Below are 21,162 nucleotides of genomic sequence, written 5' to 3'. Positions count from 1 at the left end.
ACCAACAAGTGTAGTATGCAACCATTAGCGGAGCGGTTAAGGCCGGTAACGTTGGATGAACTGGTGGGGCAGGAACATCTTACCGGCAAAGACAGTATTTTAAGAAAAGCAATAGAGCAGGGAATGATCCCTTCCATGATCCTGTGGGGTCCCCCGGGAGTCGGAAAAACTACGATCGCCAACATCATTGCCCATACCTTACAGGTGCCTTTTTATACGCTCAGCGCCATATCGGCCGGTGTAAAGGAAGTAAGGGAGGTAATAGAGATGGCCCGGCGGCAGCAACACGCAGTATTATTCATCGACGAGATCCACCGGTTTAATAAATCTCAGCAGGACGCATTGCTGGGCGCAGTAGAGAAAGGGATTATTACCCTGATAGGCGCTACTACGGAAAACCCCTCCTTTGAAGTAAATGCGGCGGTATTATCCCGCAGCCAGGTGTATGTATTGAAACCGCTTGGCAACGACCAGCTGATGCAGTTACTGCAACAGGCAATGGAGCGGGATGAATGGTTGCGCAGTAAACATGTGGAAATAAAGGAAACCAGTGCGCTGTTTAATATTTCCGGCGGAGATGCCCGTAAACTGCTTAATCTTTTTGAACTGGTGGTAACCACTCTACGGGAAGATCCCCTGGTGATCACGGATCAGAAAGTAATGGATATTGCACAGCAACGGGTAGCCATATATGATAAGGCAGGGGAACAGCATTACGATATTATTTCAGCTTTTATTAAATCCATCCGGGGAAGTGATCCGAATGCAGCGTTGTACTACCTCGCCAGGATGATTGATGGCGGGGAAGATGTGAAATTCATTGCACGCCGTTTGGTGATCCTGGCTTCAGAAGATATTGGCAACGCCAATCCCAATGCGTTGTTACTGGCCACCAGCTGCTTCCAGGCGGTAAACCTCATCGGCTTCCCGGAATCAAAGATCATCCTGTCGCAATGCGTTACCTACCTGGCTGCTTCTGCCAAAAGCAATGCAGCAGTGACAGCTATCAGCGCCGCGCAGGCAGTGGTGGCTAAAACCGGCGACCTGCCGGTGCCGTTGCATATCAGGAACGCCCCTACGAAATTAATGAAGGAAATGAACTACGGCAAAGGTTATGCTTATGCGCATGATTATGAAAATAATTTTGTGTTACAGGAATTTTTGCCGGATGCTATTAAGGGCACAAAGTTCTATGAACCGGGAAATAATGCCCGTGAAAATGAGCTGAGGAATTACCTGAAAAATTTGTGGAAAGAGAAGTATAATTATTAAAGAGTACCTGGTTTATTTGAAATGCAGCACACTCCCTTTGAAGTAATAACTAACCTCGGCTGTTGAAGCGAGGCTCTCAAGGAAGTCCTGCAGTTTCTTTTGTTTGTTAATAACGCCGGTAAAACATTTTTCTCCTACTGCGGGGTTGTCCATTACTATTTCAACATCATACCAGCGCTGAAGGGTGAGTGCAATTTCATGAACAGGTGTATTGGAGAATATGTATTGGCCTTTCATCCAGGAGAGCACCTGCCGCTGATCGAAGGGAGCAACCTTTACAGGTGAGTTGCCGGACAAACTGGCCTGGTATCCTGGTTTCAAGCTTATTGTTTGAGCTGAGGTGTGCATGTTTACGTTTCCTTCCACCAGGGCCACTTTTACTATAGCCGGATCATAGGAGTTGATGTTGAAGGAAGTGCCCAATACCTCTATGGCTGCGCCGCCGGGCAAATGCACGATAAATGGTCTTGAAGCGTCTTTGGCTACCTGCAGGTAGGCTTCTCCCCTGATATCTATTTCACGGATCTTACCGCTGAAGTTTACAGGGAAATGTGCGGTGGTAGCAGCGTTCAGCCAAAGAATGGAACTGTCTGACAACTTAACCTGGTAATCCATCCCCGGAGGAACACTGATGGTGCTCCATTGGTTGCTGGCGCCGCCCTGCAGTGTCAATGTTTTACCATTGTTATGAAGGTGGGCATCTCCGGCCACAATGGCTTCATTGCCACCGGCGCTGAGATCAATTTCTTTTCCGTTATCTATCTTCAGAAGAATAGCTTTGGCAGGGGTAGTAGCCATGGTTTTTCCCGGAGCGGCCGCCTGGGGCAAACGGAGGTACACTACTGCCGCTATTACTGCGGCAGCAATACCGGCAGCAATGCCTGTATACCTGATGATCCTTTTCCTTCCTGCTTTTTTCAGCTCCCTGTTAAGGTTTTCCCATTCTTCGCCGGTATCCAGTTTTTCCATCAATTCCTTTCCTTTACCAACGGAGAAGAGTTGCTGCATTTCCTCCCACATCAGCTGCACATCTTCCTGTTCCGAAATCAGGCGCTGCAACAGCAGCTCGTCTTCCGGATCAATATGATTGTCCAGTTTATCTATCATCAGGCTCTTTATTTCTTCTGCAGTATGGTCCATATATTTTGAGATCAAAGCATTTTCTTTCTTAAAAATTGCAGTGCGCGCGATAATACCGTTTTAACAGTATTAATGCTTACACCTAATTCTGCGGCTACATCAGTGCGGCTCTTTTTTTCTATATAATACAACTGGAAGATCCTGGCAGTTTTAGGTGGCAGTTTCCCGATAGCTTCCAATAAATGATCAGCCCTTTGCTGATATTGCACAGCCAGGTCTTCATCTCCCTGTACTTTTATTACAGCCGTATCTGCCTGTAAGGCATACCGGTACCCAAGTTCCTTTTGTTCCCGCGACTTCTCTGATTTTTTTAAATTAAGGCAACGGTTACGGACGCTTTGCGTCAGATATGCTTTTATGGAAGTGATATCCTCCAGGGTTTGCTTATGCCACAGGTCTATAAATATTTCCTGTACCACATCTTTGGCCTGCTGTTCATCTCTCAGCAGGTAAAATGCCTCCATTACCATTCTTCTGTAATGAATGGAAAATATTTCACCAAATGCGTTCTGATCTTGTTCTGGCATTTTGTAGCAGCAATCTAACGTGAAACAGGTTGGAATTTATCTTACAAACCTAAACAAAAAAAATATTCAAAACAGCACAAAAAATTTGTCACCCGTTACAGGAAAAAGTTGTCTATAGTTCAAATTTCACGTACTTGAAAAATTGATAACGCATGCCACACTATGTACGAGGTGCTCTTATTCTTCTATTGTCATGTTTTTCTATTATCGCGGCCAGTGGCCAGTTACCGGCAGATAAGATTTCATTGAATGTCAGGAACGTATCATTAAAAGAAATTTTTAATCAGATCACTGCAAAAACAGGGTATGACCTTTTTTACAGTAACCAGCAGATCAACGACCAGCAAAAGGTATCGCTGAACCTGAAAGATGCAGCCCTCCAGGAAGTGCTTAAAGCAGCCCTGGGTAATAGTTTTACCTGGCAGTACCGGGACAGGGTGATTTACATTAAGAAAAAGGACATTCCCGTTCCGGACTCCACCCGCATTGTTGCAGCATCAGCAGATACGGTAACACATATTTCCGGGAGGATAACGGACCAGAAGGGCGAGTTGCTGCCTGGCGCTTCCGTGAAACTGAAGGGCACCGACAAAGGCGGGGTAACCAACGAAAAGGGGGAGTTTAGTATCCCGGACGTTACGCACGGAACGGGTGTGCTGGTGGTATCCTATGTTGGGTTTCAGAGCCGGGAAGTGGCTGTAAGGAACCGTTCGCAGATCAATGTAAGCCTGATGGGCGAAGGATCTACACTGAACGATGTACTGGTAATAGGGTATGGAACAGTGAAGAAGAAAGATGTGACCGCATCGGTATCTTCTATTTCAAAAGAAGCGATGTCGGAGCGGACATTGTTTTCCCTGGCGGATGCCATGAAAGGTAAAGCGGCAGGGGTACAGATCACGCAGAACGACGGCACACCAGGGTCCGAAAGCACCATCCGCATCCGCGGTGCAAGCTCTATCAGCGGCGGAAGCACGCCACTATATGTGATAGATGGCGTGATGCAGGAAAATGCCAATGATATCAACCCGGGTGATATTGAGTCCATAGAGATCCTGAAAGATGCCTCCGGTACGGCTATTTACGGCGCCAGGGGCGCCAACGGGGTGATTATGATCACCACCAAAACCGGGAGGGCAGGGAAAACAGTAGTGGAGCTGTATACCAATACAGGCTTCCAGACGCCCGGTCGCCTCGTGGGGGTAATGGACGCATCTGAGTATGCACACGCCCGCTACCTGGCTACTGCCTATACCTATACACCGGCAGATGCTGCAGATCCCAATAAACCGGCTACAGAGCTTACCGGCTATACTTATTTCCGGGATGCCCCGTTAGGCAGTCCTGCCGGGTTCTGGGGAGTAGCTACTGATCAAACGTATCACGACTGGTACAACTACAACAATCCAGACTCTGTAAATACAGATTGGCAAAAGGCCATGTTCCAGAACAGCGCAGTACAGGAATACCGTATCAGCGCTTCCGGGGGCTCAAAAGACACGAAATTTTCTTTTATGGGAGGTTACCTTAACCAGGGAGGTTTAATCGTTTTTAGCGGCTATGAGCGCTTTAACGGGCGATTTAATTTCCAGCAGAAGTTATCGCCGGCAGTAACCCTCACCAGTAACATTTCCGGCAGCCGTACCACCATCAACGGCTTCATCTCAGGCTCGCAGAATGGCGGCATCACCTCAAACGCGGTTATCACCAGCATGTTCAGCCAGCAGCCGGTAAAGCCATTGTCATTTTCAGATATTGAAGATAATGAAGGCGTGGAAGGCTACATCAGCACCAACCCCTATTCGCTGGCAAAGAATGTTACCAACAAAAGATCTAATGCTGAATGGGTAACCCGTTTGGCACTGGACTGGAATATCAATAAACACTTTACCTTCCGCACCACGGGTAACTACTCCGCGGTAAATACCAATACAGACGCCTATTATCCCAAAAATACCTCTTCCGGCGCGAAGTATGATGGGCGTGCCGTACTGGCAAGAGGTGCTACCGATAAACTCATGAATGAAAACCTGCTGTATTATAAAGGCAATATAGGCAGGGACCATAGTATTAATGTGATGGGCGGCGCCATCATTGAACAGAATAAAACGAGCCTTGTTACTGCAGAAAACCAACATTACGATATTGAATTACTGGGCCCTTACGGCCTGGGAAACGGTACGGTACCTGTAATACCTACCTATAACATCACCAAATGGACCATGGCCTCTTTTCTGGGGCGTGCGGAATATAATTACAGACAGAAATATATGGCCACACTCACCATGAGAGCCGATGGCTCCTCCCGTTTCAGCAAAGATAACAAATGGGGCTACTTTCCTTCCGCCGCCATAGCCTGGAGAGCCAGTGAGGAAAAATTCCTGAAACAAGTACATGCCATCAGTAACCTGAAGTTCCGCGCCAGCCTGGGGCAAAGCGGCAATACCGCCATCCCGTCTTACCTCACCTTATCTACTATCACCACTTACTTTTCCCCGATGGATGGCTATGTGCCGGATTTCGGAGTGGTGGTGGAAAGACCGGAAAATCCCTCCCTGAAATGGGAAACCACCACGCAGGTAGATGCAGGTATAGACCTTGGGTTATGGAATGATAAGGTAAATATTACGGCAGACTGGTACCTGAAACGCACAAAGGATCTGCTGATAGAACAAATAACTCCCGGTTACAGCGGTTACAGGAGCGCATGGAATAATCTCGGGTCCATCCAGAACAGCGGGCTGGAATTCAATATCAGCTCTCCGCTGGTCACCCGCGCGCAATTCGGCTGGAACCTGGATGCCAACATCGGCTTTAACCGCTCAAAGGCCCTGGAAATAGGGCCTGACCTGGGGCTTGATCCCGGCGTGGTTTCAGGGATAGGCACTACCGCTATTATCCGGAACGGGCAGCCTATCGGGCAATGGTTCGGATACCAAACCAATGGTATTTTTCAGTCGCAGGCTGAAATAGATGCCTCCGGGCTTACAGTGATCAATGGCCAGGCCATCACTAAAATACGGCCGGGCACCAGGAAGTTTATTGATCAGAACGGCGATGGGATCATCAATACATCCGACCGGGTAGTACTTGGAAAAGGGCAACCTTCTTTTACCGGGGGGCTTACCAACTCTATCCGCTATAAGGCGTTTAACCTGAATGTAGTAGTGCAGTACAGTTATGGCAATAAGCTGTATAATGCCAACAGAGTGGCAATGGAAGCAGGAAGGAGCACCAATAATATGTCGAAAGGATCAGTAAATGCGTGGAGACCTTCGTTATATGATATGACTTCAGGCGCGTTGGTGGAAAAGGGAAACCCCAATAACAGCTACCGTATGCCCGGCAGCCCGGAAGAATTGCTGATGTTGTCGGACTGGATTGAAGACGGCAGCTTTATCCGCCTCAGCGATGTAACATTATCCTATCACTTCAAGGCGCGGCAGATAGCCAATGTAACGCTTTTTGTAAGCGGGAAGAATCTTTGGGTAGGTACAAAATACTCTGGTTATGATCCGGAGGTAAATACCCGTCAGGGCGGATTCGGAGACCTGATGCCATCGTTGGATTATGCCTCCTATCCACGTTCCAGGGTGTATTCATTTGGTTTAAAAGCTCAATTCTAAATGATTATGAGATCAGCTATTATACTTGCGTGTGCAATTGTATTCTTTTCTTCCTGCAAAAAATTCCTGGAAGAAAAACCGCAGACCCAATATACAACGGATAACTTTTTTGTAGATAAAGCTACATTGGATGCGGGCATTGTAGGAATGTATTCTTCTGCAAAAGACCTGTTCGGTGTATATACCAATACCCCGCTGTTCATGACGGAAATAGGAACCGATGAAGCTATGTTCAAAGGCACTTCAGGCGTGCGTTTCAATTTCGATCGTTACACCTTCTCTGTAAGTGAAGGATCGATCTATGAGTATTGGATCAGGCATTATGAAATTGCGGCAAGGGCCAACATTGTTATAGATGCTGCTGCTAAACTTACCACTATTTCAGATGCCGACCGGAAAGTGATTACAGGAGAAGCCCGCTTTATACGCGCTTTTGTATACTTTAGGCTGGTACAGGCTTTTGGTGATATTCCCATTATAGATAAACCTATCAGCGGCAAGTTTGATTATGGTCTTCCGCGGCGGCCGTTAAAAGAAGTATACGATTTCATTCTCAGTGATCTCACCTTTGCTGCGGAGGATGGTGTGCTTACAACACAAAAAACAAATGACGGCCATGCCAATCAGTGGGCGGCTAAAGCATTACTGGGAAGGGTTTATCTCACAATGGCGTCTGCAAAGGAAACAGCGCTTACCAAGCAAACCGGTAAGGTAGACGGCTACAAAGATATTGAGATGGACGTAAAAGCCCTGTATACAAAGGCATGGAAAACACTAAAAGATATAAAGGATAATAGTGGCGCTGATCTGCTGCCTGTTTACGGGGATGTGTTTAAAATCGAGAACAAGAATATAAACAGGGAATCGTTGTTTGAGCTGCAGTTCAGCTCAGTAGTTCCTTATGGCACACAATGGACCAAAGAATATGGTATGGCCTATACAGGGGGAATGGTGAACGGGAACCCGCTCTACTATACCAATTCCATGGCCGGTGTGAATAACCTCGTGTATGTGCCGAAATTTTATACCTACTACAAGAAAAGCCTGAAGGATGTGGATTACGATAAAAGAAGAGTATGGAACCTTTCCGATTCTATGATCAATGTGGCTAATAATGCACCTTCCAAATTAACGTATATCTGGACTTCCCCTTATACACCGGATGCCTATAACCAAACAATCCTGGGGCGTTGCGGCGTTACTAAATACCGCTGGGGCGCCAACTGGCAAACCACTTCGCAGTACCTGTATTCCAATTGTCCTAATAATGTGATAGTGCTGCGGTTTGCAGACGTGTTGCTGATGTTTGCAGAAGCGGATTATAAAATGAACGGGACTATTTCCGCAGAAGGACTGGCCGCTATTAATAAAGTACGGCAACGCGCCCGTGGCCTTAATGCCAGCGGCGCTCCTATTACCGCTACCGAAACTCCGGGCTTCAATGATTACACCGCAGCGGATATCACCACAGATGAAATATTGATGGAGCGTGCCCGTGAACTGTGCTTTGAATTTCAGCGCTGGTTCGACCTGGCGCGCACCGGCAGGTTTGAAGTATTTCTGAAAAAGAACCGGGATCCCGCAAATACAAAAATTGTAAATACGGCTACCAGCTTTGACCCGGCAAAACATTACCTGTTCCCTATTCCGCAATCCGAAATAGATCTGTCTACCAATAAAGAAAATTTTAAACAAAACCCGAATTATTAAGATGAAAGTAAGAAGCGTATTAATCAAATGGGTCATTGGAATGATCTTCCCGTGTTTCGTAATGGCCGGCAATAAGGCGCCACAGGCGTACGATGTGGTAGTGTACGGCGGTACGGCATCAGGCGTGATGGCAGCTGTTGCCGCTGCCCGCGAAGGGCTTAAAGTAGCTATACTTGAACCTAAAAAACATCTGGGCGGTATGGTGTCAGGTGGCCTTTCAGCAACTGATCTCGGACGTAAAGATGTGATCGGCGGATATGCCAAAGAACTGTACCAGCGCTGTGGTAAATATTATGGTCTGACAGATACCGTGGCCTGGTTTCCTGAACCGCATGTGGCAGAAAAAATATTAAATGATATGGTGAAAGAAGCTAATGTCGCTGTATTTATTGATCACCGCCTGAAGGAAAAGAATGGTGTGAAAAAGAAAGAAGGTAAGATAACCGAGATCACCATGGAAAACGGCGCCTCCTTTTCCGCCAAAGTATTTATTGACGCTACCTATGAAGGTGACCTGATGGCGTTTTCCGGTGTATCCTATATTGTTGGCAGGGAAGCGCAGAGTGAGTATGATGAATATTCTGCCGGTATCCGCGAAGGGTCCGGAACCAGGAGCGCGTATGAAAACGGTAAGTTGTTACCAGGTATTCAGCCTGCGCCTCCGGGCCCCATAGGAGCAGGTGATAAAAAAACGCAGGCTTATAATTTCAGACTTTCCCTTACCAACAATAAAGAGAACAAAGTGCCATATCCGAAACCGGCAAATTATGATCCGGCCAGGTACATTGAGCTGTACTATTCCACCATGGACGCCATTAATAAACTGGGCGCCGCAACAGCAGCAGCAAAATTATTTCCCGGCATGGGCAAAATTCCCAACAATAAAGTAGATCTTAATACCGCTGATTATGTGGGCGGTAACTGGGATTATCCTGATGGCTCCTACAAACGCCGTGCAGAGATATGGCGGGACCATATCAATTATGTAGCCGGGTATGTTTATTTCCTGGCAAATGATCCACGCCTGCCTGCTGAATTCAGGGACGTAGTTAACCAGTGGGGATTATCGAAGGATGAATTTGCAGATAACAATAACTGGCCCTATGAATTGTATGTGCGTGAAGCCCGCCGTATGATCGGCGACTGGGTGATGACACAGAAAGATGTAATTTCAGAAATGCAGAAACCCGATCCGGTAGGCCTGGGCTCTTACGGGCTGGATGTGCACCGGGTACAGGGCTATGCCGATAGCAAAGGCCGCCTAAAATATGAAGGCGGACTGCAACGTACCGAGCCGGAGCGCATGAAACATATTCCTTACCAGATACCTTACCGTGTATTGCTGCCCAGGAGGAAAGAAATTTCCAACCTGCTGGTAACCGTATGTATATCTACCAGCCATGTGGTATATGCTACTATCCGGATGGAGCCGCAGTATATGATCATGGGCCAGGCAGCCGGGGAAGCCGCAGTATTGGCTATTAAGGAGAATAAAGCTGTGCAGGATGTAGATACAAAAGTATTGGGCAGTAAACTGGCGCAACAAGGCGTTAAGCTGGAATCAAAAATAAAAGAGCTCAGCGACCTGCCTGCGCCGGCATCAATCGACTAAGTATGCGATCATTTGCTTTTTTATTATTGTGCTGGCTACCGGCCCATGCGGGCTGGTGGCCGGAGCAAAAAGCGCCCCGTTCAATTGTAGTTGCCGGCATACAGCATTCTTCCAATATGCCTGAAATGAACTTGGCACAATCTGTTGCCGGCCTGGCTGCACAGGCATTAAATAATGGTACAGGCGATGAAGGCGTATGGATTGAAACCACTAACGCCATTTACAATACTTATTTTTATTCGCTGGTAAGAAGATTAAAAGCCAGAGTGCCAGGCACCTTCACGCTCTGGCAACTGGTTGACAGGTACAAGGCAAGAGGCATTATCAAAGGCTATATCCTGTATGATTTCAGCAGGAGGGATAATTCCGTGAACCTGGCCACCATGTATGCTGCACTGGAAAGAGGTATTCTGATAGATGTGACACAGGAAGCCACGGCCAGGAGCAAAGGTCTGAAAAAATTATACGATGCCACACGCACGGTTTTAGATGCTGCTGTGCTCAAACAATTGTTGCCTAAGCTGAATCCTCACCTGCTGGTGATAGGTAACCCGGATTATTCCAATAACAGGGACTATGCAATTGCTCAAAAAAGTGTGGTGTATTATGGGATTGATACGCTGTTTCAATCTGTTGTCAAATGGGTAAAGCCGTTGTCGCCCGTAATAGGCTGGAATGCAGGGGAAGAGTTTAAACACATAGAGCCATGCACCAGCTGGGGGCTCATTAATACAGCTTCGGATTGGTGTATGAACCTGCCTTTATTGTCGATACCACCATCCAATAAGCTACCGCAGGTTCGCACACTCAACCCGCAAGATATTAACTGGCAGGAACATGCTAATTATCACGCCTTTGTAATGAGCGATGGAGATAACATGCAATGGACCTTTGGTAATTTTCCTGACAACAAGGATTACTGGAGCAATCCATACAATGAAAGCATCCCCATGTCGTTCACCAGCTGCGTACTTAACCTTTCCCAGGCTGGCAGTGATGTATATAATTACCTCGTAAAAACACAACCGGGGCGTACCGCGGTAGTGGAATACGGTGGCGGCTATTATTATCCCGATCTCTTTGCCAGGTTAAGGCCCGACAGGGAAAAGCTGCTCCGTGAATATGCGGGCATGATCAATACACAAATGAAAATAACAGGCACAAAGGTTTTTGGATTTATCTGTAAAGATGTTTCCGGTGAAGAAGCCCTGGAAGCTTACCGGGTATATGCTGAAGAGATAGAAGATCTTACAGGCATGATAGCGGTGCAGTACTCGCCCTATAACGGTGGTGATGGAAAAGTTTTCTGGGTAAAAAATAAGAAAGGGACAGAGATCCCTGTAGCTACCTGTAAATACCAGCTATGGGCCAATCTCAGCGGAAAAGGCTCAGGAGACCCGGTGCAGGTGGCAGGCTGGATAAACGAAGACAATGCATCCTCTTCCGGTAATCAACAACTGAACTGGACCATTGTACATGCCTGGTCATATTTCAGTGATAGTATTACACATCATTCGATTGTTGCAAAAGATAAAAAAAACACTGCCGCCGAACGCGGCGTAACACCGGTGAAATGGACCAAAGATCTTCTTGATAAAAGAACAAAGGTGGTTTCCATTGAAGAGCTTTTATGGCGGATCAGGATGCGGCATAATCCTGCAGAAACGCTTAAAGCAGCCGGGATTCATCAATAATCAGCGAAACATTATGCAAAAAAATACAAGGGCAGGCCAGCTGCTTTCCATACCGGTGATTGTAGCGGCATTGGGCTATTTTGTTGATATCTACGACCTGTTGCTGTTCAGCATTGTGCGTGTTCCAAGTTTAAAGGCCCTGCAGGTGGCTGACGGTGAACTGATGGAACAGGGCATCTACCTGATCAATATGCAGATGGCAGGAATGCTGCTGGGCGGAATTTTATGGGGGATTACAGGAGATAAAAAAGGGCGATTGTCTGTATTGTTTGGTTCCATCCTGCTATACTCGGTGGCAAATATTCTCAATGGTTTTGTAACAACAGTAGATCAGTATGCCCTGCTGCGTTTTATAGCAGGAATAGGGCTTGCCGGAGAACTAGGCGCAGGTATTACACTGGTAGCGGAAATACTTCCAAAGGAGATAAGGGGTTATGGAACTGCTATTGTGGCTTCGGTGGGCGTATTAGGAGCGGTGCTGGCCTATTTTATTGCAGATATGTTCAACTGGAAGATCGCTTACTTTATAGGTGGCGGATTAGGACTGGCATTACTGGTGCTCCGGTTTAACGTGTTTGAATCCGGGATTTTTAAAGAAGTGAAGAAGGAAAACAAATCGCGGGGTAATTTCTTCTCTTTATTTTCTTCTCCCAGAATATTTTTTAAATACCTGAGATGTATAATGATAGGGTTGCCTATCTGGTTCGTTATCGGCATCCTGATCACTTTTTCGCCGGAGTTCGGAAAGGCAATAGGGCTCACAGTTCCCGTGGAAGCAGGTAAAGCGGTGATGTTCTGTTATATAGGGCTTTCACTAGGCGATATGAGCAGTGGTTTGCTAAGCCAGTATTTGCAGAGCAGGAGAAAAACGGTATTTATTTTTGTGATGCTAACCTGTCTGGCAATAATTGTTTACCTAAGCCAGCGATCACAGAGTGTGGCCGTTTTCTATACTTTATGCGGCTTACAGGGGTATGCCATTGGTTACTGGGCTTTGTTTGTAACTATCGCGGCGGAGCAATTCGGTACTAATATGCGGGCCACGGTAGCCACTACTGTTCCCAATTTTGTGCGTGGGAGCGTAAATATTTTTACACCTGCTTTTTTGCTGTTGAAAAACCTTTATGGAGTTACCGCCGCCGCGGGCCTGGTAGGCATTGTTACGATCCTGCTTGCATTGCTTGCGGTTTGGAAGATGGAAGAAACTTTTTCAAAGGATCTCAACTACACAGAATAAAATTATTATCTCTTCAAAACATATAAATGATGAAGAAAAGAAACTTTCTTTTGGTAGCGCTTATTTTTTCAATGACTGCAAAAGCGCAGCAAGCTTATGACATATGCGTGTATGGTGGTACCTCCGGTGGTGTAATAGCGGCATATGCAGCGAAAAAAATGGGGAAGTCGGTGTTGTTGATCGAACCTGGAAAACATCTTGGCGGCATGTCATCCGGGGGATTGGGATATACTGATATCGGTAACAAATATGCTGTAACCGGTTTGGGAATCGACTTTTACCGCAGGGTGGGCAAGCATTATGGTCAGTTTGAATCCTGGGTATTTGAGCCACATGTAGCGGAAGATGTGTTTATGCAGTACATCCGGGAAGCCGGTGTGCGGGTGCTTTACCGGTCGAGGATTGTATCAGCAGTAAAGAAAGATGGTTTTATAAAGGAGATCACGCTGGAAGATGCACAGGCTCCGTCCAGGCAGCAAAAAGTTATCCGTGCAACCGTTTTTATTGACTGTTCATATGAAGGCGACCTGATGGCAAGGGCCGGCGTGTCTTATATGGTAGGAAGGGAATCTTCCGCTGTTTACAACGAATCGTACAATGGCGTACAGGTGCAGCCGCCTGCCACTCCTCAGCATGGCAACCAGGTGCCTGATGGGGTAGATCCGTATAAGATACCCGGCGATCCATCCAGTGGCTTATTATGGGGCATCAGCAATGCTGTACTGGCGCCCATAGGCAGTGGCGATAACCATGTGCAGGCATATAATTTCCGGATTTGTTTAACAGATGATCCTGCCAACAGGATACCTATTACCCGCCCGGAAGATTATGATTCCAGTCGCTACGAGTTACTACCCCGATACATTGCAAAGCTTACCGCACCAAATGATATCAGGGAGATACTGAAATTTGACCTGATGCCTAATCATAAAACGGATATCAACAATGGCGGTGGTTTTTCTACAGATATGATAGGCAGGAACTGGGATTACCCGGATGGCGATTATGCCACCAGGGAAAGGATCCAGAAGGAACATGAATTGTATAACAAGGGCCTGCTGTATTTTATAGGGCATGATCCGCGTATCCCGGATAGCGTACGCCGGTTTATGCTGAACTGGGGATATCCGAAAGATGAATATGCAGATAACGGCCACTGGAGCCCGCAAATGTATATCAGGGAAGCCCGCAGGATGCGTGGCGCTTATGTAATGACACAAGCCAACTGCGAGCGGAAGGAAATAGTAACAGATGGTATAGGCATGGCGGCTTACGGTATGGATTCACATAATACGCAACGGCTTGTGATAAACGGAATGGTGAAGAATGAAGGCGATGTGGAAAAAGGTGGCGCCGGCCCCTATCCTATTGCCTACCGCTCATTAACACCTAAAGAAAATGAATGTAAGAATTTACTGGTGCCGGTTTGCTTATCTGCCAGTCATATTGGTTACGGGTCCATCAGGATGGAACCAGTGTTCATGGTACTGGGTCAATCAGCTGCGATTGCTGCCGTGTTTGCAGTGGATGGGCGAACTACCGTTCAACAGGTAGATGTAAAAAAGATACAATTGCTGCTGGCCTCCGATCCCCTGCTGAACGGCAGCACACCGGAAATACTGGTAGATAATGAAGATACCGCCCACGTGGAAATAACCGGTAAATGGGCTCTGAAAAAAGGAGGCACCTATGGCCCCTCAGCTTTTTATTCTGCTGTGAACGACCAGCCCAAATCTGTAAAATTTATACCTGAAGTGAAGAAGAGCGGAAGCTATGATATTTATACATATGTGCTGCCGAGAATCAACAATATATCTCCCGCTACTAAAGTGACCGTTTTTGATGGCAGGCAGTCTAAAGAAATAACGATTGTAAAAGAGAAGGTGATCGTTAACGGTCAAACCAGCGGAGAATGGGTACATCTGGGGAAATTCAATCTACCGGAAGGCAAAAAAGCAGGGGTAACCATTTCCAACAGGGAAGCCGGAGGCGTAATTGTAGCGGATGCTGTATTGCTGGTGCCCGCGCACTAATATTCACTTAATGTAAGTACGAAGAATGAAGCAACTATTTTTATATGTGTGCGGATGGTTGATATGCAGTATCTCAATGGCGCAGGATCCCGTTTCCTTTGTGAATCCACTGGTAGGAACGGCTTCCAGTCATGATTTATCAAACGGTAACACCTATCCTGCCATTGCCGTACCCTGGGGCATGAATTTCTGGACACCTCAAACCGGCAAAATGGGCGACGGATGGACCTATACTTATGACGCTGCTAAAATTGTAGGTTTCAAACAAACCCACCAACCTTCGCCCTGGATGAATGATTACGGGCAATTTTCAATTATGCCTATCACCAGGCGTGCGGTATTTAAGGAGGCCGACAGGGGCAGCTGGTTTTCCCACAAAGCGGAAATTGCAACGCCTTATTATTACAGTGTATACCTGGCCGATTATGATATAAAAACAGAGATTGCGCCTACGGAAAGGGCTGCAGCTTTCCGTTTTACCTATCCTGCTACCGACAGTGCATTTGTGGTAGTAGATGCTATGGACATGGGGTCTTACATAAAAATTATCCCGGGAGAAAGAAAGATCATTGGTTATACCACCAGGAATAAAGGTGGTGTGCCCGGTAATTTCAGGGATTATTTTGTACTCCTTTTCGACCGGCCATTCACCGTTTCCTATCTCTGGAAGGATGGTGCGTTAATAAAAGATCTGCTGGAAGCAAGTGCAGGTCATACAGGCGCCGTTATTGGTTTCCCTACAGGGAAAGGCACGCCGGTAAATGTTAAAGCGGCATCTTCTTTTATCAGCCCGGCGCAGGCAGAATTGAACCTGCAACGGGAAATAGCAGGAGATAATTTTGAGACGGTAAAGCAACATGCAAGGGACACCTGGAATAAATATCTGGATAGAGTGACGATAGAAGGCGGTTCGGATAAACAAACAGCCACATTTTATTCCTGCCTTTACCGCTGTATGCTTTTCCCGCAGAGGCATTATGAAATTGATGCTGCAGGTGAGATTGTCCATTACAGTCCTTATAACGGGAAAGTAATGCCCGGTAAGCTCTATGCTGGTACAGGTTTTTGGGATACTTTCCGTTCCTTGTATCCTTTATTGAACCTGCTGTATCCTGATATAAACAGAGAGATGCAGGAAGGATTGGTGAATGCCTATAAAGAAGGAGGCTGGCTGCCTGAATGGAGCAGTCCCGGTTACCGGAATATTATGGTGGGTAATAACTCCGCTTCCGTAGTGGCAGATGCATATCTGAAAGGAATACGTGGATATGACATTGATACATTATACCAGGCACTTTTAAAAGATGCCAACAACGAAGGCCCGATGACGGCAGTAGGCCGTAAAGGGGTAGCGTTCTATAACAGGCTGGGCTATGTACCTTTTGATGCCGGTATTAATGAAAGTGCCGCCAGAACGTTGGAATATGCCTACGATGATTTTACTATTTACCAGTTAGCAAAGGCATTAAAACGTCCGCAGGAGGAAATTGATCTTTATGCAAAACGTTGTCAGAATTATCGCCACCTGTTTGATGCTTCTTCGGGATTAATGCGGGGGAAAAATACAGATGGCAGCTTCCAGGCTCCGTTCAGTCCTGTGAAATGGGGCGGAGCTTTTACAGAAGGGAACAGCTGGCATTATAGCTGGAGCGTATTCCATGACATACAGGGGCTTATAGATTTAATGGGCGGAGAACGGATGTTTAGCAGTATGCTGGATTCCGTTTTTAACATGCCTCCTGTATTCGATGAAAGTTACTATAAGAAGGTTATCCATGAAATAAGGGAAATGCAGGTAATGAACATCGGACAGTATGCGCATGGCAACCAGCCCATTCAACATATGATATACCTGTACAACTATGCCGGCGAACCATGGAAAACACAGTACTGGGTGCGGGAGGTGATGAATAGGCTCTATCTTCCCACTCCCGATGGTTATTGCGGCGATGAAGATAATGGGCAAACATCTTCCTGGTATATCTTTTCGGCACTGGGTTTTTATCCTGTTTGTCCTGCTACGGATCAGTATGTGCTGGGTGCGCCATTGTTTAAAAAGGCTACGCTTCACCTGCAGAACGGGAAAAATTTTATTATTAAGACAACGGATAATGATGTCATGAACCGGTATGTCAGGTCTGTGCAACTAAACGGCAAAGCTTATCACAAAAACTGGATCAGTTACAATGAGTTGCAGAAAGGAGGAAGTATGAAAGTGAAAATGTCTGCCGTACCTGACAAGAGCCGTGGGACAGATAAATCCGCTTATCCTTATTCATTTAGTAAATAGTTATTCCCTTTCCTTATCCAAAATTTCAAATGTTTGTTCAATCCGCTCCCCGTTTTCATCTACCAGCGTAATAGTATGTTTTCCGGCGGCGGGGTGCAGGGCCATCTGATGAAACTCCGTGGTGGCCCCAATAAATTTGTTGTCGAGATGCCAGAATATTTTCGTGGCATTGTTGCGGTGTGTGGCGGTAAAAATAGTTTGACCGGGTTTTCCGTCGATTTCAACGGGAACGAATATACGTGCGCCGGGCCTTGGATAAATCAGTTCCATGGGTGCCTTGTCCAGCCCCAGTGAAGCCAGGCAGTCGGGTTTATAGGGCGGTAATTGCTGGTAATAATTTTTACTGCGGTAGTAATATTCCTGTGAAGGCGGCAATACAAACCACGATTTGTGCTGCATGAGCGATGGAGATTCGCAGGCTTCCGTTACACGCCACTGGCCGGTTCTGTCGAGATGAACCAGCTGATGATAGGGACATACGCCTGCCCTGATACCTGCTGCAGGCACATAAATGGAATCTTTTTCCTCACATAGCTCACCGGCACGGTAGCCGCTTTTGCGGCATACCTCAATTTTTTTCATCTGCTGGTAAGGTGGATCAAACCAGCCGCTGGTATGCAGTAAGCGGAATACATCGAACAGGATGGGCGCAGCAGTAGATACGCCTATGAGGCCGGGGCGCCCCTCCCCATCGGCATTTCCTACCCATACGCCTACTACATACTGAGGCGTTACACCGATGGCCCATCCATCACGGAAACCAAAACTGGTACCTGTTTTCCAGGCAATGCGTTGTGAAGAAGAGAACTGTTGCCACAGCAGTTCTTCGCCAGGCCGCATTACTTCAGTCATGGCCTGGAAGGCATACCAGATAGAACCTGCATCCAGCAGGCCATCTTTGCTTAATCCGTATTTCGAAGGATAACGGGTATTAAGCCGGTAGTTGGGCGGATGAATATCGTCCATATCATATTTACCCTTATATTGATCCATGTGCAGCAGCGTGCGGGCCATGCTGGCATACATGCCGCACATTTCCCATAGGGTGGTTTCCCCGCCGCCAAGGATGAGTGACAGCCCATAATGATCGGCTGGTTTATTCAGTGTAGTGATCCCCATTTTCTGTAACAGGGAATGAAACCGCTCATAGCGGTACTGCTGCAGCATGCGCACTGCGGGGATATTGAGCGACCGGGCCAGTGCACGGGAGGCAGGAACGGCGCCATCATATCCCAGGTCGAAGTTCTGAGGGGTATAGCCGGCTATTTGCGTAGGAATATCAGGGATCAGCGTATTGGGCAATATAAGCCCGTCGTTGAGCATAGCGGCGTATAATACAGGCTTGAGCGTACTGCCGGGGCTTCTCCTTGCCTGTATAATGTCTACATGGCTTTCCAGCTCCGGATCTGAAGGATGATAAATATTTCCTACATAGGCAAGGGTATTGCCGGTTTCCACATCCAGCACCAGTACGGCTGCGTTGTTGATGCCATTGGCTTTATAGCTATTATGATACCGTTCGGCGATGGCTGTGGCATTGTGCTGCAGATCTGCCAGTAGTGTGGTTTTGATGCGTGTAGGTTCGTTTGTTTGCTGTTGCTGGTAGTCGCGGCGGAACAGGTCCAGCATATGCGGAGCTTCCTGAGGCAGGGGTAATGGCTGATCAGGCAAGGGCTCCATTTTGGCCAGCTGGCAGGTAATGCTGTCGATGGTATGCTGGTGGTATAGTTTGTTCAGGAGCTGGTTTCGTTTATTCAGTAACGTTACCCTGTTGCGGCCCGGGTGTACCAGTGCGGGGCTGTTAGGCAATACTGCCAGCGCTGCCATTTCACCCCACGACAACAGATCGGCTTTGCGGCCATAATACCGCCAGGCAGCCGCTTCCAGCCCAACAACGTTGCCGCCGAAAGGGGCGTTGGCTGCATATAAGGCAATAATTTTCTTTTTAGAAGCTGCAAATTCCAACCGGGTGGCCAGTACCGCTTCCGTTATTTTCTGCCAGATATTACGTGGCTGGTTGCGCGACAGCCGTATTACCTGCATGGTGAGCGTGCTGCCACCGCTTACCACTTTTCTGCCCCTTGCGTTTTGGTTAATCGCCCTGCCTATAGCAATAGGATCTATCCCCCAGTGGTAATAAAAGCGTTTATCTTCATAAGCTACAATACATTTTTCGAATTTATCCGGTACATGCGCATTATAAGGAAAGCGCCATTGACCGTCCGGCGCGATGCTTGCGTTCAGCAGATCGCCGTTACTGTCTTCCAGCACATAAGAAGTAGGGCTGGTAAACAGTTGTTTGGGTAAACAAAAGTAATAGGCAATGAGTATAACAGCGGCACCGGTAAGCCACCACTTTTTTTTGATGCACCATTGTTTAAGGTTATCGTACTTCATTACTTTTTTTATGCGCGTTCAAAGATAGGTTAATTGATTGTTTTGAGCTGATGTGCGGTTGGCTGTTATTCCCCGAAAGATAGAATTTTGTGAAGATATATGGCTCCGGAGTGACCGGGTAGGAAGAGCCAATTTGTTTAAGCAATCCACAAGGTTTGAGCATTATCTGTAATGCAATAGAACTTATTCTGTTTATCCGTTGATCTACCCGGAGGAATGTTTCCAGTGTTTTAATACAGGCTACCTCGCACAGATCATTGGCATCGGAGGCGGATACCATTGAGAGCTGAAAGGCATACGCAGGTAATTCACGGTTACCACTACCGGCGCTGCACATAGTTAACCGGTTTAACAATATCAGAAGAGCATACCGCCGGGAGCAGCAAAGGTGCCGAGTAGTCGCGTTACAGCGGGCTATGTTATAAGTTCCGGCTCTTAGTTGTAGCTGTAATTTATCTATCTGCATAAATAAAAAATATATTTTGTACCAATTGGTAAAATATATACCTTTATACCAGTAAACTACTTTTACAATAACCGGCTGATGGCACGGTATTTTTTAAAATCAATAATGTACTGAATGGTACAAAATAACATTTATATGGAAACACTCACTACCACTTCTGTTCTGCACAAAACAATTACCATTAATAATCTTAATAATTTTTATCGGGAGGCTGGCCTGGCAGATGCACCTGTAATACTGCTGCTGCACGGGTTCCCGTCTACTTCACATATGTACCGCGACCTGATCCGGGATCTGGCAAACAGGTATCATGTAATAGCCCCGGATTATCCCGGATTTGGTCAAAGCAGCATCCCGGCGTTAGCCGAATTTGAATATACGTTCGACAACCTGGCGTTGGTAATGGAACAGTTTATTGATCAGCTGGGATTAACAAAATTCAGCTGGTACCTGCAGGATTACGGTGGCCCTATCGGGTTCAGGATCATTAGTAAAAGACCGGAACTGGTAGAGGCATTGATCATACAAAACGCGAATGTATATAATGAAGGACTTGGCCCTGAGGTCCAGGAAATCGGCGCACTGCGGCAGGCAGGAGATGAAAAAGCATTAGACGCTGCCATTGTACGTAAACTAAGCTTCGAAAAAATTAAAGAAAGACATCTGCTGGGCGCTTCCGCCCCGGAAACAGTGAGCCCCGACAGCTATGAGCTGGCATATGCCTATATGGCAAGAGCCGGTGTGGAAATGATACAGGTGGCCCTTTTCCGGAACTATAGTACCAACTTCCCAAAGTACCCTGAATGGCAGCAATACCTGCGTACACATCAGCCACGGGTACTGGTGGTATGGGGTAAAAATGATCTCATTTTTACATGGCCCGGCGCAGAGGCTTATAAAAAAGATGTGCCTGATGCAGAAGTACACCTGTTAGATGGCAGCCATTTTGTATTGGAAGAGTATCATGAGGAAGTAGCGGCGTTGATACACGATTTCTTAAAAAGATAATCTTTGCCGTACACAAAAATTACGACCGGCAGATTTGCCAGCCTCCATCATATATCCGGATAAAGAAAGAAGCTGTATCATAACTAACTTAATGGGTGTGAGAATCGCATATACGAAAATTTTCTCCACCCGGTACCCGAGTAAAATCGG

At 46.8% G+C, this 21,162-nt stretch carries 12 protein-coding genes; 9 read left to right on the top strand and 3 right to left on the bottom strand.

The genetic code is table 11. The annotated features are described in order from the left end of the window. The first annotated feature begins 15 nt into the window (after positions 1-15). Positions 16-1,272 (top strand): replication-associated recombination protein A, encoded by a 1,257-nt coding sequence (locus FN124_RS07170; RefSeq protein WP_142684052.1) that lies wholly within the window; start codon positions 16-18, stop codon positions 1,270-1,272. 12 nt (positions 1,273-1,284) lie between these two features. Here FN124_RS07170 and FN124_RS07165 read toward each other — a convergent pair whose 3' ends face one another. Beyond that, positions 1,285-2,412, bottom strand: a complete 1,128-nt coding sequence (locus FN124_RS07165) for a FecR family protein (protein WP_142684051.1) — start codon at positions 2,410-2,412, stop codon at positions 1,285-1,287. An 11-nt stretch (positions 2,413-2,423) separates the two neighbouring features. Next, positions 2,424-2,939, bottom strand: a complete 516-nt coding sequence (locus tag FN124_RS07160; RefSeq protein WP_142684050.1) for an RNA polymerase sigma factor — start codon at positions 2,937-2,939, stop codon at positions 2,424-2,426. Between the two features lie 152 nt (positions 2,940-3,091). Here FN124_RS07160 and FN124_RS07155 point away from each other — a divergent pair, with 152 nt between their 5' ends. From FN124_RS07155 to FN124_RS07125, 7 genes are read left to right on the top strand one after another with little or no spacing between them, the layout of a single operon-like run. Next, positions 3,092-6,565 (top strand): TonB-dependent receptor, encoded by a 3,474-nt coding sequence (locus tag FN124_RS07155; RefSeq protein ID WP_142684049.1) that lies wholly within the window; start codon positions 3,092-3,094, stop codon positions 6,563-6,565. Positions 6,566-6,571: 6 nt separating this feature from the next. Then, positions 6,572-8,275: a RagB/SusD family nutrient uptake outer membrane protein gene (locus FN124_RS07150; RefSeq protein ID WP_185937120.1), complete on the top strand. Its 1,704-nt coding sequence runs from the start codon at positions 6,572-6,574 to the stop codon at positions 8,273-8,275. Between the two features lies 1 nt (position 8,276). Further along, entirely contained in the window at positions 8,277-9,887 is a 1,611-nt protein-coding gene (locus tag FN124_RS07145) for an FAD-dependent oxidoreductase (protein WP_142684047.1), read from the top strand. A 2-nt stretch (positions 9,888-9,889) separates the two neighbouring features. Further along, the gene (locus FN124_RS07140; RefSeq protein ID WP_142684046.1) at positions 9,890-11,581 is read left to right on the top strand and encodes a GxGYxYP domain-containing protein; all 1,692 of its coding nucleotides are present in this window, start codon (positions 9,890-9,892) and stop codon (positions 11,579-11,581) included. A gap of 13 nt (positions 11,582-11,594) precedes the next feature. Then, the gene (locus tag FN124_RS07135; RefSeq protein WP_142684045.1) at positions 11,595-12,818 is read left to right on the top strand and encodes an MFS transporter; all 1,224 of its coding nucleotides are present in this window, start codon (positions 11,595-11,597) and stop codon (positions 12,816-12,818) included. A gap of 29 nt (positions 12,819-12,847) precedes the next feature. Continuing rightward, positions 12,848-14,851 (top strand): FAD-dependent oxidoreductase, encoded by a 2,004-nt coding sequence (locus FN124_RS07130; RefSeq protein WP_221887745.1) that lies wholly within the window; start codon positions 12,848-12,850, stop codon positions 14,849-14,851. Between the two features lie 25 nt (positions 14,852-14,876). Continuing rightward, positions 14,877-17,141: a GH92 family glycosyl hydrolase gene (locus tag FN124_RS07125; protein ID WP_142684043.1), complete on the top strand. Its 2,265-nt coding sequence runs from the start codon at positions 14,877-14,879 to the stop codon at positions 17,139-17,141. Here the strand turns inward: FN124_RS07125 and pbpC are convergent, their stop codons facing one another. After that, entirely contained in the window at positions 17,142-19,538 is a 2,397-nt protein-coding gene (gene pbpC, locus FN124_RS07120; protein WP_142684042.1) for a penicillin-binding protein 1C, read from the bottom strand. A 601-nt stretch (positions 19,539-20,139) separates the two neighbouring features. Here pbpC and FN124_RS07115 point away from each other — a divergent pair. Further along, complete coding sequence (locus tag FN124_RS07115; protein ID WP_142684041.1) at positions 20,140-21,012, top strand: alpha/beta fold hydrolase; 873 nt, start codon at positions 20,140-20,142, stop codon at positions 21,010-21,012. Positions 21,013-21,162 lie beyond the last annotated feature (150 nt).

Origin of the sequence: Chitinophaga polysaccharea (genome assembly GCF_902150045.1) — a bacterium.
In the GTDB taxonomy this organism is placed as follows: Bacteria; Bacteroidota; Bacteroidia; order Chitinophagales; family Chitinophagaceae; genus Chitinophaga; species Chitinophaga polysaccharea_A.
The sequence above is the reverse complement of the archived record's forward strand: the minus strand, read 5'-3'. Positions and strand labels throughout refer to the sequence as shown.

What these genes read in the sequence shown, in the direction of transcription:
- FN124_RS07170 (WP_142684052.1), top strand. Translation starts at nt 16, where the DNA reads ATGCAACCATTAGCGGAGCGGTTAAGGCCGGTAACGTTGGATGAACTG.
- FN124_RS07165 (WP_142684051.1), bottom strand. Translation starts at nt 2,412, where the DNA reads ATGGACCATACTGCAGAAGAAATAAAGAGCCTGATGATAGATAAACTG.
- FN124_RS07160 (WP_142684050.1), bottom strand. Translation starts at nt 2,939, where the DNA reads ATGCCAGAACAAGATCAGAACGCATTTGGTGAAATATTTTCCATTCAT.
- FN124_RS07155 (WP_142684049.1), top strand. Translation starts at nt 3,092, where the DNA reads ATGCCACACTATGTACGAGGTGCTCTTATTCTTCTATTGTCATGTTTT.
- FN124_RS07150 (WP_185937120.1), top strand. Translation starts at nt 6,572, where the DNA reads ATGAGATCAGCTATTATACTTGCGTGTGCAATTGTATTCTTTTCTTCC.
- FN124_RS07145 (WP_142684047.1), top strand. Translation starts at nt 8,277, where the DNA reads ATGAAAGTAAGAAGCGTATTAATCAAATGGGTCATTGGAATGATCTTC.
- FN124_RS07140 (WP_142684046.1), top strand. Translation starts at nt 9,890, where the DNA reads ATGCGATCATTTGCTTTTTTATTATTGTGCTGGCTACCGGCCCATGCG.
- FN124_RS07135 (WP_142684045.1), top strand. Translation starts at nt 11,595, where the DNA reads ATGCAAAAAAATACAAGGGCAGGCCAGCTGCTTTCCATACCGGTGATT.
- FN124_RS07130 (WP_221887745.1), top strand. Translation starts at nt 12,848, where the DNA reads ATGAAGAAAAGAAACTTTCTTTTGGTAGCGCTTATTTTTTCAATGACT.
- FN124_RS07125 (WP_142684043.1), top strand. Translation starts at nt 14,877, where the DNA reads ATGAAGCAACTATTTTTATATGTGTGCGGATGGTTGATATGCAGTATC.
- pbpC (WP_142684042.1), bottom strand. Translation starts at nt 19,538, where the DNA reads ATGAAGTACGATAACCTTAAACAATGGTGCATCAAAAAAAAGTGGTGG.
- FN124_RS07115 (WP_142684041.1), top strand. Translation starts at nt 20,140, where the DNA reads ATGGAAACACTCACTACCACTTCTGTTCTGCACAAAACAATTACCATT.